We start from the raw sequence: 15,484 nt of genomic DNA, 5'->3' as shown, positions 1-15,484 counted from the left end.
GGGCGTGGAACGGATTTGTCCTCATACCAAGCGCTACAATTTCTATGACTAAACCGCCCCGCTTAGCTGACTACCTGCTCCGCTTCTTCTGCGCTCCCCACCGACTGGAGGAGGTGCAGGGCGATTTGCACGAGGAGTTTGATTATCAAGTCAAACGGGTTGGCGAACGGCGGGCGCAGTGGCGCTACTGGTGGGATGTGATCGGATTCATCAAACCATTTGCCATCAGACGTAAACGAGAAGAATTGACAACAACCCATTTCATACCAATCGCTATGCTCCGAAACTATTTCTCTATTGCGTTCCGCCAACTATGGAAAAACCAACTGTTTAGCGGCCTAAACATCGTTGGGCTAACGGTTGGCCTTGCAGTCAGTACATTCATCGCGCTTTACGTCTGGCATGAGTTTCACTACGATCGTTTTGAGCCGTTTGCCAACCGTACCTACCGGATTATGTCGGTAGCTAAATACGGTGATCAGGAAGTTACCTTTCCGGGGATGCATGAATCGTTTGGCAGTACAGTCAAGAAACAAATTCCGGAGGTAGAGGAAGTCGTTCGCTTTTCGGATGGGTTCAATGCGATACTTCAGTCTGACAAGAACCACCAGTTTAGTGAAGAACACATTGGTTTTGCCGATGCGCCTACACTATCCGTTTTAGGTTTGCCTGTGCTTCAGGGAAATGCGAAGACCGCCCTAAGCGAACCAGGTCGAATTGTATTGACCCGCCAGTTGTCCGAGAAGTATTTTGGCACTCAAAATTCTGTCGGTAAAACGCTGATATACGAAAAACATTTCCCGCTCACTGTTTCGGCCGTTCTTGATGACTTGCCCACAAATTCGGTCATCCAGTTTAATGGATTAATCTCATTAAGCTCAATGCCTACGCTTGGCGCTCAGCAACAGGGTATGTATAAGGGAGGTGGATTTCTGAGTACATACCTGGTTCTACGTCCCGAAGCACGTGTGCCTATGGTGGAAAAGAAGCTGGCCAAAGTGAAAGCTGGAATCGGCTTTGTCGATATGTCGGCAAAATACTTCCTCGAAGCGCTGCCAACACTGCACCTGGATAGTCGAAATACGCCTAAAGACACCCGTCAGTCCTTATACATCCTGCTGACGATTGCCCTGATTATTCTCGTATTAGCCATTATTAACTACGTGAGTTTGACCACAGCCCGCGCTACCAAACGAGCGCGCGAAGTGGGCATTCGAAAGGCAATCGGCGGTCAGCGCAGTGAATTGATTGCCCAGTTCGTTATCGAGTCTTTTCTTACAACCACGCTGGCCTTTGGCTTATCGCTGATCATGCTCCAGGCACTTTTTCCCTGGGCAAATCAGGCGCTCGCCCTGCATATGGACAATCGCGTGTTAACTCAGGGGCCTTATTGGGGACTGATGATCGCGTTATGGCTGGGCTGTTCGCTACTATCGAGTGGTTATCCAGCACTATTGCTGTCTGGCTTTCGGCCTGCCACTGTGCTTAAAGGATCAACAAATTGGCGGCATAGTGGCGCGGGTGTTCGCCAGGTATTTACAACGATTCAGTTTACGGCTTCAGTTGGGCTGCTGATTTGCAGTTTGGTACTGTATACCCAAATGCGATTTCTACGAACCACAAATCTGGGTATCAACCGGGCGCAGGTCGTAGCGCTTCATATCGACAGCGAGATGGTGCCGCAGTTCGCAGGTTTACGCGATGCAGTAAGGCAATGGGCCGGAAGTAGAAATGTAGCTGTGAGCAATACGAAATTATTTTCGCCACAGATCATGACTTATTTTTTAAAAACGGAAAAAACTAAGAAACAGCTTATGGTCAACTCCTTAATCGTTGACAAATCGTTTTTCGACATGATGGGAGTTCGCTGGAAATACCGTCCGGTGGGCTGGGAGATGGGTTCAATAACGAAAGACCTAACCGTTTACAATCAAACGGTTATGAGAGAAGCTGGTATACAAGGCAATCCGATTCAACAGCCAGCGCCCTTCAAAAACATGTCGACCGACGGAGTTGTGGCCGATTTCCATATTAATTTACACGAAACTGGTTCACCGATGATGTTAACAGTTGTCAGTGATACCAACCGTTCCGTACTGGCCAATGGTGGCTATTTACTGGTTCGATTAAACCCACACACCGACGTAACACAGGCACTTGACCATCTCAAGGAACTATATAACCAGAGCCAGCCAACCACGCCGTTCGACTGCTATTTTCTGGACGACGCGTATAACAACCTGTATGCCAAGGAAGAACGTCTGATGCGGTTATTTAATGGTTTCACAGCCCTGACTTTATTGGTTGCCTGTCTGGGATTATTGGGATTAATGACTTTTTCGGTCGAAGCCCGAACAAAAGAAATTGGCGTCCGCAAGGTGCTGGGTGCGTCGGTTACCAGCATTGTCACACTGCTTTCAAAAGATTTCGTAAAGCTCATTCTGATCGCCATCGTGATCGCGTCGCCTATTGCGTGGTGGGCGATGAGCAAATGGCTCGAAGATTTCGCTTACAAGGTGGACATTAGCTGGTGGATTTTTGCCCTGGCCGGTGGTCTGACCACAGGCATCGCCTTACTGACAGTGAGTTTCCAGAGCATCAAAGCTGCGCTGACGAATCCAGTGAAATCGTTACGGTCTGAATAAATGCGCGGAGCATGGAGCAAGGTGCAGGGTAGGAACTGCTTACCCCGCTCCGTGCACCTCGCTCCCTGCTTAATGCCCAACACCTATGAACCCACCCAAACTCGCCGATCAATTCCTCCGCTTGTTCCTGTCTGATGATCGATTGGAAGAAGTGCAGGGGGATTTGCATGAGGAGTTCGCTTATCAGGTCGAGCGGATTGGCGAGCGACGAGCGCGGTGGCGTTACTGGCAAGATGTGCTGGGGTTTATTAGGCCATTTGCGATCAGGACAAAGTCAGGAGAGTACCCAAACCCAACAACAACGATTATGCTAAGCAACTATTTCACTATCGCCTGGCGGAACGTGCTCCGATACAAATTAAACAGCACACTTACGATTACCGGACTTGCCTTAGGGTTGGCCTGCGGCTTGCTCATGATTTTGCACGTGCGGGAAGAATTAAACTACGACAAAGGATTTTCAAAAGCAGACCGTATTTTCCGGGTTACGTCGGAGAATATTGGCGAGAAAACCAGGCAGTGGGCGGCTACGTCTCCAATTCTGGGCGTAGAAATGCAGAAAGAAATTCCCTCTATTCAAACCGTAGCCCGATTTCATCGTCCTTACCCTGATCGGGTGTTCAGTTATGTACCGCCGGGTGGGACAACGAAGCAGTTCGAAGAGAAAAGCGGGTATTTTGCCGATTCGACCGTAGTTGATGTGTTCGACCTTCCGTTCGTTAAAGGTGATCCGCGAACGGCCCTCAAACAGATTGATGCCATTGTGCTCACCGAAGCAATGGCAACGAAATACTTTGGCAATGAAGACCCCATAGGCAAACGAATTCAGGACGATCTGGACAAGCGTCCGTTAACCGTAACGGGTGTGATCAAAAGTTTTCCATTTCCAACGCACCTGCAATTCGATTACCTCATTTCTATGTCCACCTATTATCGATATGCGGATAAAAGTAGCCTGGAACGAAGAGACTGGGCAGGCTTCTATAACTATATCTTACTGAACAGCAGTGCCTCAAGTTCGGATGTAGAAGCGCGGATTCCAGAATTCATGGTAAAATTCTACGCGGTTCAAGGGGAAACCAGAAAGGAAATCCTGGCAACTCGACGAACGCCCATTCAACCCATTACTGATATTCATCTGCACTCAAAGCTGGAAAAGGAAATGGGGCCGAATAGCGATATCACCTATGTCTACGTGTTTTCGATTGCTGCTCTGTTTATCCTGTTAATCGCGTCGGTGAATTTCATCAACATGGCTACCGCCCAGGCATTTAATCGCATGAAAGAGGTGGGCGTACGAAAAGTGCTGGGTGCCCGCAAAGAGCAGTTGGTGAGGCAGTTTCTTGGCGAGTCATTTATTCTGACGCTGGTAGCTGCTTCGGTTGCGTTTGTTTTATTCCGGCTGGCCATTCCCTTTTACAATGAGCTGGCGGCCAAAAACCTCCGCTTCGGGCAGTTGTTTACGGCCTCGAATGTATTGCTGATGATTCTCTTAACGGCACTCATTAGCGTGGTGGCCGGCTTTTACCCCGCCTGGTTCATCTCCAATTTCGATCCTGTCACCTCATTGAAAGGAAAGAAGAGTCAGGCTTCATCAGTTACGCTCGTCCGCAAAGGTCTGATTGTCTTTCAGTTTAGTGTGTCGGTATTCATGATCTTCAGTACCATTGTGGTGTACCGGCAAATGAAGTTCTTTCAGAATAAAGACCTTGGATTCGATCAGGATCAGGTGATAGCGGTAAAACTGTATGGACAGGAAATGTGGGACAAAGCCAACACGATTCAGCAGGAATTTCAGAAGAACTCAGCCATTACAAACGTAGCGCGCATCTCAACCTTACCCGGTGACCGATTCGGCACCGACATGTTTACGCCATTGGGTAAATCCGATGATGCCAGTCAACTGCGATTCATGTGGGCCGACGAACATACGCTTCCGGTCTTGCAGGTTGAGCTGAAAGCGGGGCGAAATTTCGTCAAAACAGTTGCCAATTCGCACTTCCCATTTATTCTGAACGAAGCAGCGGCTAAAGCCCTTAAACTGGATTCGCCTATCGGACAGAAAGCCGTAGCCCTGGGAGACACCGGCGAGATCGTAGGTATTGTCAAAGACTTCAATTTTGCATCGTTGCATACGACAGTAGAACCCCTAGTGATTGTCCAGCATCCGGGGCAGGCAAACTATTTTCTGCTAAAGATCAAAGGCAATAAACTGGCTGAGACTTTAGAACTCGCAAAATCGTCGCTGGCGCGTCTTGCCCCTAACAGCCTGTTCATCTATACATTTCTGGACGAGAAAATAGCTCGGCTGTACGATTCAGAACAACGAGTTGGCAATGTTCTAAATGTGTTTGCGGTCTTTGCCCTGTTCATTTCATGTCTGGGACTATTTGGGTTATCGGCCTATGCCGCTCAAGTGCGCACCAAAGAAGTCGGCATTCGGAAAGTACTAGGAGCTACGGTGTCGGGCATCATCGTATTGCTATCGACAGACTTCCTCCGACTGGTACTGATTGCAACTGTTATTGCCTCACCACTAGCCTGGTGGGCCATGAAGCAGTGGTTACAGAGCTTCGCCTATCCGATAGCCATTGAGTGGTGGATATTTGCCCTGACTGCGCTATTGACCGTTGCCGTCGCCGTTTTAACCATCAGCTTCCAAAGCATTAGAACCGCGTTGATTAACCCGGTAAAATCACTGCGTTCTGAATAAGACCGTTCGCCTTCGCCGTAGAGACAGGGCATGCCCTGTCTCTACAACCAACAAAACCAACTAATAAATCATGACCCCGCCCAAACTAGCCGACCAATTTCTCCGCTTTTTTCTATCTGCTGATCGGCTGGAGGAAGTACAGGGCGATTTGCATGAGGAATTTGCGTATCAGGTTCAGCGCATTGGTCTGCGCCGGGCGCGTTGGCGCTACTGGTGGGATGTGTTGGGGTTCATGAAACTCCGGCCGGGCCGACGTTCGGCTGGATGGCCATTCGCTATAAAACGACAAGAAAAACCGTATTCAACAACCAATCTAATGAACCCGATTATGATCCGAAACTATGTGAAAGTCGCCTGGCGGAACCTTGTTCGCAACAAGAGTTATTCGGCCATCAACATTGCTGGCCTATCCGTTGGCATGACGGTTGCCATGCTTATTGGCTTATGGGTTTACGATGAACTATCGTTTAACGCCTACCACCAGAATCATGATCGAATTGCACAAATACTAGAGAACGAGACGCTGGAAGGTGGCATTCAAACCTTTACGGCGTTACCCATGCCCTTAAGTGAGGAGATTCGAAGCAAATACCCGAACGACTTTAAGTACGTGGTAGCCTCTACGGCAAGTTTCGAGCAGATCATTGCCTACAAGGACAAGAAATTTACGAAGATAGGAAACTATGCCGAATCGGAACTACCCGATCTACTGACGCTAAAGATGATCAAAGGATCGCGGTCGAGCTTAAAAAACCCAGGCTCCGTTTTACTGTCCGAATCGGTCGCCAGGGCGCTCTTTGGCGATGTTGACCCTCTTCAGAAAGCGGTTAAAATTGGCAATAAATATACCGTGCAGGTAACCGGTATTTATGAAGATTTACCGCATAACTCGGCGTTTAAAGACGTAACGTTCATTGCCCCAATCGATTTACTCTTCGAGAACAAAGAAGACAAAAATAATTGGCGGAGTAGCTCGTTCGACATTTTTGTGCAACTCAATCCAGCAAGTCGTTTTGAAGAGGTTTCGCAGAAAATCAAAGAGGTCTTTCGTCAGAACACAGAGGATAAAACTCAGTCGGCTCTTTTTCTGCATCCCATGAATCGGTGGCATCTGTATTCAACCTGGGAGAATGGGGTTAACACGGGTGGGCGGATTCAATTCGTCTGGCTTTTTAGCCTGATTGGGATATTTGTCTTGTTGCTGGCCTGCATCAATTTTATGAATCTGAGTACGGCCCGTTCGCAGAAGCGGGCAAAAGAAGTGGGCATCCGCAAAGCAATTGGCTCATTGAGAGGCCAATTGATCGGCCAGTTTTTTAGTGAATCATTCTTGGTTGTAGCGCTGGCCTTTGGCCTATCGTTGGCCTTGGTCTGGCTTATCCTCCCCTATTTCAACGAAGTGGGCGATAAGCAACTGGTCATGCTATGGACAGATACTCGTTTCTGGCTCTTCAGCATTGGGTTTAGCTTGTTCACAGGCGTTATAGCAGGAAGCTATCCAGCTTTGTACCTGTCTTCGTTTCAGCCGATTAAAGTACTCAAAGGCACCTTTAACATTGGCCGTTTGGCCAGCATGCCCCGCAAAGTGCTGGTGGTTGTTCAGTTCACGGTTTCGGTCACGCTGATTATCGGAACGATCATTGTTTTCCGGCAGATTCAGTTCGCCAAAAATCGCCCCATTGGCTACAGCCGGGAAGGGTTGCTTAACATTGTCATGAACACGCCCGAAATACAGGGGAACTATGATGTGGTTCGGAATGAGTTGTTCGAAACGGGTGTTGTTGCCGACATGGGTGAGTCATCAAGCCCGATCACAGGCATCTGGTCGTCGGCCAATAATCTGGAATGGCGCGGCAAAGACCCGAACCGGGCAGCCTCGTTCGGCACTATCCTGGTCACTCCCGATTTTGGTAAAGTAATTGGCTGGAAAATTAAAGAAGGCCGGGAATTTTCTCGGCAGTTCACGAGCGACACCGCGACGTTTCTTCTGAATGAGGCCGCCGTTAAACAAACTGGCCTAAAGAATCCAGTCGGCGAGATCATCAAATGGCACGGTAAAAACTGGAAAGTTCTTGGCGTTGTGAAGGATATGGTCATGACTTCGCCTTTCGAATCGGTTATACCCACGGTTTTTATGATCGATTCAAAAGAGCGAAGCTTCAATATTATTCATATCAAGCTAAAACCTACCGTAAGCGTTCGGGATGCGCTGGCTAAGCTAGAAACTGTTTTCAAACGACTGAATCCGGCAGCTCCCTTCGAGTACCGCTTTGCCGATCAGGAATACACGAAAAAATTCGCGGCCGAAGAACGCATTGGTAAACTGGCAAGCATTTTCGCCATCCTGGCCATCTTTATTTCGTGCCTGGGCCTATTCGGTTTGTCGTCCTTCATGGCCGAACAGCGGATCAAGGAAATTGGCGTGCGTAAGGTACTTGGTGCCACCGTCCCCAACATTGTCTCGTTGCTTTCCCGGGACTTCCTACTCCTAGTATTCATCGCCTTTCTGGTTGCATCGCCCGTTGCCTGGTATACGATGGACAAGTTCCTGCAAGCTTACAAATACCGCATCAACATCGAATGGTGGGTATTTGCCTTAACAGGCGCTTTAGCCTTGGTCATTGCTTTACTAACGGTTAGCTTCCAAAGCATCAAAGCGGCTTTGATGAACCCGGTAAAGAGTTTGCGGAGTGAGTAGATAGCAGGGAGCCCGGAGCAGGGTTTTCAACGGCATTATCCCTACTCTGGGCTCCCTGCACCCTGCCATCAATCCAGCAACCGAATCAGAATAAAAGTCCCCAGTTCGGCCAGGAGAAGGTTAAAGTGAGTTGACGATAAACCGCCGAATAAGTAGGTCAGAAAGATTTCGTCGGCCAGAATGAACGAGGCCCACAAGCCAATCGTGATGCCGAATGCCGCATGCATAGTAACGTTCAGTTTTTGATTCAGTTGCAGCGTAATTCGAAACGCTTTCCAGAAAAGAATCGCTCCGATGGCTTCCCAGAAAATAACACCCGCAAACAGAAAACCAGCTAGCCAGGTTGGCGGCTCATACATGGCCACCACTCGCTGAATTAACCCGAAATTCCCCGAAACAAAGTGCCAGTTAGGTGATAGCAACGATAGAGCTCCAAGTGCATCAGCGCTATTGCTGGTGAATACAATGGAGAAGTAAAGCGCCCAGAACAATAACAATCCAGCCCTGATTCGTTTATCGACGGTTTTCATGGTATAGGCAGGTGAACAATGCGTGCCGAAATATACCATTTATTGATCACAGAGACGGATGGGGTATGTAGAGACAAGGCATGCCTTGTCTCTAGGCTGCGGGTAAAAAAATCGTTTTATCGCGGAGGAAGGCCGCAATCCAGATCAACACGAGCGGCATAACCGCGTTAAACGGCGTGCCATGAGACAGTTCAGTAGCGATGGCTCCCGCAAAATAGCAGGTCAACAGAATAAAGCCGATTTTCATTGTTTTGGGATACAGAAAGAGGGCAGCAAAGCCAATTTCCATCAGGCCCAACTGGATAACATGGTCGCCCACGCCCACTTTGTTCAGGCCTTCCATTACCTGGGGTGATTTAGTTAGTTTCATCACGCCACTCAGTATAGCCATCCCGGCTGCCAGAACAGTCATCACGATGGTCAATATACGCATTACTTTAGGATTCATGATTTGTACGGTTTTACAATGGCCTGCGCTGACCACGTATTGATGGTACAAACCTACTGAAACCCACTATCTATTTGTTATCAGTATCCCAAAGGATACCGCTATCGTTTGGGATACCACATGGTCAATTAAGTTCTGCATAGTACCTTTAATGTATGAATACACTCGTTGAAGAAGTTATGCCGGCAACGACCGACCGTCGAGAGCATTCGGCGGCTGCCTGCAATCAGAGTTTACAGGCAGTACAGGACGCGCTGTATGTATTGAACGGAAAATGGAAGTTGCCCATTATTATTGCCCTGAACGAAGGTCCCCGGCGCTTTCGGGAGCTGCAGCGTCTGGTTACGGGCATTACGGCTAAAGTCCTCAGTAAAGAACTTAAAGAGCTAGAACTTAATGAGTTCGCCGTTAGGCGTGTGTATGCCACAACCCCTGTCACCGTCGAATATGAATTGACCGAGTACAGTCATTCGTTAGATAGTATTATCGAGGCTTTGCGTCTTTGGGGCATTCAGCATCGGGCGCGAATTCTGGGTAAAGATAAAGTCGAATTTTAGCTGTTACCTGTCCAGATACGTACAAAAACTGTCCGTTTCTGGACAAATTAAGTTGTTCTAAAAAACGAAAAAGTGTCATTTCTAGCCGGAATGGCACTTTTTCGTTTCTGGCCAAGCATTTGTTATACATATACACATCTAATAAACGCTGATGAAAGGGACGTACTTAGGCGAATTTGAAGAGGTCGTACTGCTGGCGGTGGCTATTCGGTCGGGAGATGCCTATGGCGCAACCGTTGTCACCGAAATTGAGCAACAAATGAATCGCTCAGTCAATCTGGGAGCGGTCCACTCGGCGCTAAACCGACTCGGCGAAAAAGGGCTGGTGACATCAGAACTAGGCGGCATGACTGCCGAACGAGGTGGCCGTCGAAAGCGGCTTTACTCGGTTACGGCGGCTGGTCGTCGGGCATTGGAAGAAATTCGGCAGGTGCGCAATCAGATGTGGGAATCGATTCCAAACACGATCTGGATGTGATGGATTTAAAAATGAATAATGGAGATAATGTACAATGAATAATGACCCACAACGACCAATTCGTCTATAATACATTCTGTCTCCTTCATTATCCATTACGCATTGTACATTATGAAACCTCGCTGGGCTAAATACCTGATCCGCTGGCTTTTCGCCCCTCATCGGGCCGACGAGCTGGAGGACGATTTAGACGAGTTGTTCCAGCAACGGGTCGAGCTATTTGGTTTGCGGCAAGCTCGATGGCGTTACGTTCGAGACGTCGTAAGCCTGATGCGGCCCAGCCTGATGCAACCCTCCTTACTAAAACAACAACTGACTAATGAATACCCTCAACCTTTTTTTCTGACCCCAACTATGATTAGCAATTATGTCAAAATCGCCTGGCGGAACCTGATGAGGGCCAAAGGCTATGCATCGCTTAACATCGCTGGGCTGGCTGTCGGGATGGCAGCATCGGCCCTAATTTTCCTATGGATACAAAGTGAGTTGACCTACGATCGATTTTACACCAAAACAGATCGGCTTTTTCAAGTCTATAATCGGGATATATTCAATGGCAATGCGCAGGTTTGGGGCACCACGCCAAAGCCGTTGGCGCCTGCTCTAAAACAGAATTACCCAGATGTTGAAGACGCTGTTCGCTTCCGCCCCACCGGTTTTCTGCTAACGGCGGGCGATAAAAAACTAAATACGGAAGGTGCGTATGCTGACCCTTCCTTTCTGAACCTGTTCGACTTTTCCTTACTAGCTGGCAATCGCGAAAAAGTTCTTTCGGGAAACAATGGCATCGTTATTACAAAAGCGTTGGCCGACAAGCTGTTTGGCACAACCGATGCGTTAGGAAAAATCGTCCAGCTCGATCATAAGGATAGCTTTTCGGTGACGGGTATTCTGGATGATTTACCAACGAATACTCAATTTAATGATGTATCCTTTCTCCTGCCCTGGACTGCGTTTGTAACGCCAAGTTGGGATTCGGACGGATGGGTATCGAATAACAATTACACATTTGTCCTGCTGAAAGATAAAGCCAATTCAGACCTTGTCAATGAGAAGATCAAGCGCCTGACCGCAAATCATCTTAAAGGAGTGGTCGAAGATGTAGCAAACAGGCAGATTTTCCTTCACCCAGCCAACAAATGGCATCTGTATGCCAAACAGGAAAACGGGCAACTCACTGAAGGAAAGATTGTTACTGTTCGGCTATTCGGAATCATTGCGGCATTTATCTTACTGATAGCCGCTGTCAACTTCATTAATTTGAGCACCGCCCGAAGCGAAAAACGAGCCAAGGAAGTTGGTGTTCGGAAAGTAGCTGGCGCCCAGAAATCAGCCTTGATTTTTCAGTTTATCAGCGAGTCGATACTGCTTACGTTTCTTTCAGGTATCCTGGCCCTACTCCTGATCGTGCTGTGTATGCCAACCTTCAATGAACTAACAGGCAAGCAGTTATCCTTATCGTTCGGATCGGTTCGTTTTTGGGCATCGGCTCTTGCGTTCGTTCTGTTCACGGGTTTGCTGGCTGGTAGCTATCCCGCCTTTTTTCTTGCCAATTTTCAGCCAGTGAAGGTTATGAAAGGCGTTTCGCAGTCGGTACATGCTGCATTCTCACCGAGAAAAGGATTGGTCATTGCCCAGTTTACGTTCGCCATTGTACTGATTATCGCCACATTGGTTATCAAACATCAGATCAACTACGCCCAAAATCGGGAAAGTGGTTATGATCGTAACAATCTTCTGTTTTCGTATCTATCCGGCGACTTGCCCGACCACTATGGTTCCTTGCAGCAGGAGTTGATTCAGCGTGGGGCGGCTGTTGCCGTGAGCAAATCCCTCGGCCCGATCACAACCATCTCGTCCCGGCAGTGGGGTCTTTCCTGGCCCGGCAGCACAAAAGCCGATAAGGATATTGAGTTCGATCGGTTTGCTGCTGATGCTAATTTTCTGAAAACAACCGGCACGAAATTGATCGCAGGTCGGGAAATTGATGTCCGGCAATATCCAACGGATTCGTCCGCCGTTTTACTCAACGAAACCGCCGTCAAAACGATGCACCTGAAAACGCCAATTGGGGCAACCGTCTCGTTCGATAATCGAAACTGGCAGGTAATTGGCGTGGTAAAGGATTTCATTTTTGCCTCGCCCTATGAAGCCATCAATCCGGTTCTTGTTCATGGCCCCAAAGGGTCAGTCCCATTATCCTGGACAAGCATTCGATTAAATCCGGCGAACACAACGGCTCAGAACCTGGAGCTTGCGGAGGCCGTCTTCAAGAAATACAATCCTGGCTATCCGTTCGAATACACCTTCGCCGACGAGTCCTATAAAGCCAAGTTTGCCGACGAACAACGGACGAGCTTGTTGACCAGCTTGTTTACAGGGCTCACGATCTTCATTTCTTGTCTGGGCTTGTTTGGTTTAGCGGCTTATACGGCGCAACAGCGTACGAAAGAAATTGGCGTACGAAAAGTATTGGGAGCCAGCGTCCCTAGTATCATCGGCCTGTTAACCAAAGACTTCATACAACTACTCGTTATTGCCTTTGTTATTGGCGCTCCCATTGGCTGGTACGCGATGGATAAATGGCTTCAGGATTATAACTACCGCATCGCCATCGGTGCTGGTGTCTTTGTCCTGACGTTAGTATCATCACTCGTAATTGTCATGCTAACCGTTAGTTTCCAGGCCATCAAAGCCGCGTTGGTGAACCCCGTTCGCTCTTTACGATCTGAATAATGCGTGGAGCAGGGAGCTCGGAGCAGGGCTAATATCTCACTGACCCTACTCCGAGCCCCTTGCTCCCTGCCCAAAAGCCTATGACACCGCCCCGCCTAGCCACTCGCCTACTCCACTGGTTCTGCCCACCCCATCGGGTAGATGAGTTGGAAGGTGACTTAGATGAGCTGTTCCAGCAACGCGTCGAACAATTGGGCTTGCAAAAAGCCCGCTGGCGGTACATGAAGGACGTGTTAAGCCTAATGAGGCCTTCGCTCTTGAAACGACAATCGACGAATGAATACCCAAACCCAGCTTTTACTACTATGCTACGTAATTATCTAAAAGTCGCTTTCCGAAATCTGATCAAGAACCGGGTCTATTCATTTATTAACATTTTTGGGCTGGCATCGGGCATGGCCGTGGCCATGCTCATTGGCCTCTGGATTTATGATGAACTTTCGTTCAATAAGCAGTTTAATAACCATGATCGACTGGCTAAGCTCTGGCAGTTTGTAAAGTTCGACGTCGAGAAATCGTCTTACGATGTACTGCCGATTCCGCTGGCGCAGGAACTGCGGAGTAAATACCCTGATTTCGAATCGGTTGGTCTATCGGTAACGCGCGATGTTATTCTGGCATCCGGGGATCGAAAACTATTGAAGACCGGTAATTATGTCGAGCCAGATTTTATTGATATGCTGTCGCTGAATGTTGTGGCAGGTACACGGTTCGGTGATAATGACGTCAATTCGATCCTGCTGTCTGAATCACTCGCCAAGGCGATGTTCGGAACCGAAAATCCGCTCAACAAGCTCATCAAACTTGATAATAAGCAGACGGTGAAAGTCACGGGCGTTTACGAAGATTTTCCAACCAACAACACCTTCAACGACGTGACCTTTCTGGCTCCCTGGAAATTCTTTGCGGCTAACGATGAAGGGGCTAAACGCGATCAGGATCAATGGGATTCCAATTCGTACCAGATTTACGCCCAACTCAAACCAGATGCCGATTTTGATCTGATATCAGCCAAAATCAAGGACATTCGGATGAAACGAGATAATCCGCCGGGTTATAAACCCGAATTTTTCCTACACTCGATGAGCAAATGGCATCTGTATTCTGATTTTAAAAACGGGGTCAATACGGGCGGAATCATCACATTTGTCTGGCTTTTTGGCGCTATTGGCATTATTGTGCTGCTGCTGGCCTGCATCAATTTCATGAATCTGAGTACCGCCCGAAGCGAGAAACGGGCCAAGGAAGTCGGCATTCGGAAAGCAATCGGATCGTTACGGAGCCAATTGATTGGGCAGTTTTTCAGCGAATCACTACTAATGGCTCTATTGGCTTTTGTGCTGGCGGTTTTGTTCGTACAACTTGTTTTACCGTTTTTCAATCAGGTTGCCGACAAAAAAATAAGCATTTTATGGACTAATCCGCTGTTCTGGCTTGCTGGTTTGGGGTTCAGTCTGTTGACGGCGTTGATTGCGGGGAGTTACCCAGCCCTCTACCTATCCTCCTTCCAGCCAATCAAAGTGTTGAAGGGCGTCATGCGAACCAGCCGTTCAGCTACCATTCCTCGTCGGGTGCTGGTGGGATTTCAGTTTACGGTTTCAGTAATGCTCATTATTGGCACCATTATCGTATTCCGGCAGATCGAACACGCCAAAGATCGTCCGATAGGTTATAGTCGAAGTGGGTTGATTGAACTCGGGATGAATGCACCTGAGCTGGCCAGGCATTATACGACTCTGCGGAATGATCTGCTCAATACAGGAGCCGTGGTGGGTATGGCAGAAGCATCAGGTTCGATCACCTCTCAGTCTGGTGGCACAACCGATATTTCATGGAAAGGTAAAAAGGCCGATAGCAAACCACTGGTGATGTCGAATTACATCACACACGATTACGGCAAAACAATTGGCTGGCAAGTGAAAGCCGGGCGGGATTTCTCCCGAGAGTTTACAACGGACAGTGCTGCGATGATTTTAAATGAAGCAGCCGTAAAGTTAATGGGCTTCAAAAACCCAATCGGCGAAACAGTTCGACAGAGCGGTAAGGCGTATACCGTAATTGGCGTCATCAAAGACATGGTGAAAGAAGATCCGTTTAAGCCCGTCAATCCATCTTTTTTTGCTGTCAACTACCGAAATGTAAACACGATAAACATTCGCTTAGCTCCGCAGCTATCGGCCCATGAAGCCCTGACAAAAGTAGAGCAGGTATTTAAACAGTACAGCCCAGACTCCCCTTTCGACTACAAATTTGCCGATGATCAGTTTGCACGAAAATTCGGAAACGAAGAACGGATTGGTGGGTTGGCCGGTGGTTTTGCCATCCTGGCGATCCTGATTAGTTGCCTGGGATTATTCGGGCTGGCATCGTTCATAGCTGAACAACGTACGAAGGAGATTGGGATTCGAAAAGTGCTGGGCGCGTCTGTATTCACCGTTTGGCAATTGCTCTCCAAAGAATTTGTCATTCTGGTTGTTATCGCCTTCTGTCTGGCTACGCCAATTGCTTATTATGTACTGGCAAACTGGCTCCAGAATTATCAGTACAGAACAGAGCTATCCTGGTGGATTTTTGCCGCTTCTGGCGCTGGCGCATTGGTCGTTACCTTACTGACGGTCAGTTTTCAGAGTATCAAAGCCGCGTTAATGAATCCCGTTCGCTCTTTACGATCTGAATAGC

Annotated in this window: 9 protein-coding genes; 7 read left to right on the top strand and 2 right to left on the bottom strand. The window is 48.2% G+C overall.

Going from position 1 to position 15,484, the window contains the following annotated elements; translation table 11 throughout:
• The first annotated feature begins 44 nt into the window (after window positions 1-44).
• From ACYVGR_RS13570 to ACYVGR_RS13560, 3 genes are all read left to right on the top strand, one after another.
• Window positions 45-2,645, top strand: coding sequence for a permease prefix domain 2-containing transporter (locus tag ACYVGR_RS13570; RefSeq protein WP_460957444.1), 2,601 nt, complete (start codon window positions 45-47; stop codon window positions 2,643-2,645).
• An 85-nt stretch (window positions 2,646-2,730) separates the two neighbouring features.
• Window positions 2,731-5,358: a permease prefix domain 2-containing transporter gene (locus ACYVGR_RS13565; RefSeq protein WP_460957442.1), complete on the top strand. Its 2,628-nt coding sequence runs from the start codon at window positions 2,731-2,733 to the stop codon at window positions 5,356-5,358.
• A 70-nt stretch (window positions 5,359-5,428) separates the two neighbouring features.
• Window positions 5,429-8,056 carry an ABC transporter permease gene (locus ACYVGR_RS13560; RefSeq protein ID WP_460957440.1) on the top strand — a complete coding sequence of 876 codons (2,628 nt, stop codon included), beginning with the start codon at window positions 5,429-5,431 and terminating at the stop codon, window positions 8,054-8,056.
• 68 nt (window positions 8,057-8,124) lie between these two features.
• On the opposite strand, the gene ACYVGR_RS13555 is transcribed toward ACYVGR_RS13560, so the two are convergent.
• Together ACYVGR_RS13555 and ACYVGR_RS13550 are read right to left on the bottom strand one after the other, a co-directional pair.
• Window positions 8,125-8,586 (bottom strand): hypothetical protein, encoded by a 462-nt coding sequence (locus tag ACYVGR_RS13555; protein ID WP_460957438.1) that lies wholly within the window; start codon window positions 8,584-8,586, stop codon window positions 8,125-8,127.
• Between the two features lie 91 nt (window positions 8,587-8,677).
• Window positions 8,678-9,034 (bottom strand): DoxX family protein, encoded by a 357-nt coding sequence (locus ACYVGR_RS13550; RefSeq protein ID WP_460957436.1) that lies wholly within the window; start codon window positions 9,032-9,034, stop codon window positions 8,678-8,680.
• A 155-nt stretch (window positions 9,035-9,189) separates the two neighbouring features.
• Between ACYVGR_RS13550 and ACYVGR_RS13545 the strand changes: the two genes are divergently transcribed.
• The 4 genes from ACYVGR_RS13545 to ACYVGR_RS13530 all read left to right on the top strand — a co-directional run bounded on the left by ACYVGR_RS13545 (window position 9,190) and on the right by ACYVGR_RS13530 (window position 15,483).
• Window positions 9,190-9,591, top strand: coding sequence for a winged helix-turn-helix transcriptional regulator (locus tag ACYVGR_RS13545; RefSeq protein ID WP_460957434.1), 402 nt, complete (start codon window positions 9,190-9,192; stop codon window positions 9,589-9,591).
• Between the two features lie 151 nt (window positions 9,592-9,742).
• The gene (locus ACYVGR_RS13540; protein WP_460957432.1) at window positions 9,743-10,069 is read left to right on the top strand and encodes a PadR family transcriptional regulator; all 327 of its coding nucleotides are present in this window, start codon (window positions 9,743-9,745) and stop codon (window positions 10,067-10,069) included.
• 111 nt (window positions 10,070-10,180) lie between these two features.
• A complete protein-coding gene (locus ACYVGR_RS13535; RefSeq protein ID WP_460957430.1) occupies window positions 10,181-12,805 on the top strand; it encodes an ABC transporter permease in 2,625 nt (874 codons plus the stop codon).
• A gap of 80 nt (window positions 12,806-12,885) precedes the next feature.
• The gene (locus ACYVGR_RS13530; protein WP_460957428.1) at window positions 12,886-15,483 is read left to right on the top strand and encodes an ABC transporter permease; all 2,598 of its coding nucleotides are present in this window, start codon (window positions 12,886-12,888) and stop codon (window positions 15,481-15,483) included.
• Window position 15,484: the final 1 nt, after the last annotated feature.

The sequence above is a fragment of the Spirosoma litoris genome, from assembly GCF_054776755.1.
Note: the sequence above shows the minus strand (reverse complement) of the source record. Positions and strands in the feature narration are given on the sequence as shown.

What these genes read in the sequence shown, in the direction of transcription:
- ACYVGR_RS13570 (WP_460957444.1), top strand. Translation starts at nt 45, where the DNA reads ATGACTAAACCGCCCCGCTTAGCTGACTACCTGCTCCGCTTCTTCTGC.
- ACYVGR_RS13565 (WP_460957442.1), top strand. Translation starts at nt 2,731, where the DNA reads ATGAACCCACCCAAACTCGCCGATCAATTCCTCCGCTTGTTCCTGTCT.
- ACYVGR_RS13560 (WP_460957440.1), top strand. Translation starts at nt 5,429, where the DNA reads ATGACCCCGCCCAAACTAGCCGACCAATTTCTCCGCTTTTTTCTATCT.
- ACYVGR_RS13555 (WP_460957438.1), bottom strand. Translation starts at nt 8,586, where the DNA reads ATGAAAACCGTCGATAAACGAATCAGGGCTGGATTGTTATTGTTCTGG.
- ACYVGR_RS13550 (WP_460957436.1), bottom strand. Translation starts at nt 9,034, where the DNA reads ATGAATCCTAAAGTAATGCGTATATTGACCATCGTGATGACTGTTCTG.
- ACYVGR_RS13545 (WP_460957434.1), top strand. Translation starts at nt 9,190, where the DNA reads ATGAATACACTCGTTGAAGAAGTTATGCCGGCAACGACCGACCGTCGA.
- ACYVGR_RS13540 (WP_460957432.1), top strand. Translation starts at nt 9,743, where the DNA reads ATGAAAGGGACGTACTTAGGCGAATTTGAAGAGGTCGTACTGCTGGCG.
- ACYVGR_RS13535 (WP_460957430.1), top strand. Translation starts at nt 10,181, where the DNA reads ATGAAACCTCGCTGGGCTAAATACCTGATCCGCTGGCTTTTCGCCCCT.
- ACYVGR_RS13530 (WP_460957428.1), top strand. Translation starts at nt 12,886, where the DNA reads ATGACACCGCCCCGCCTAGCCACTCGCCTACTCCACTGGTTCTGCCCA.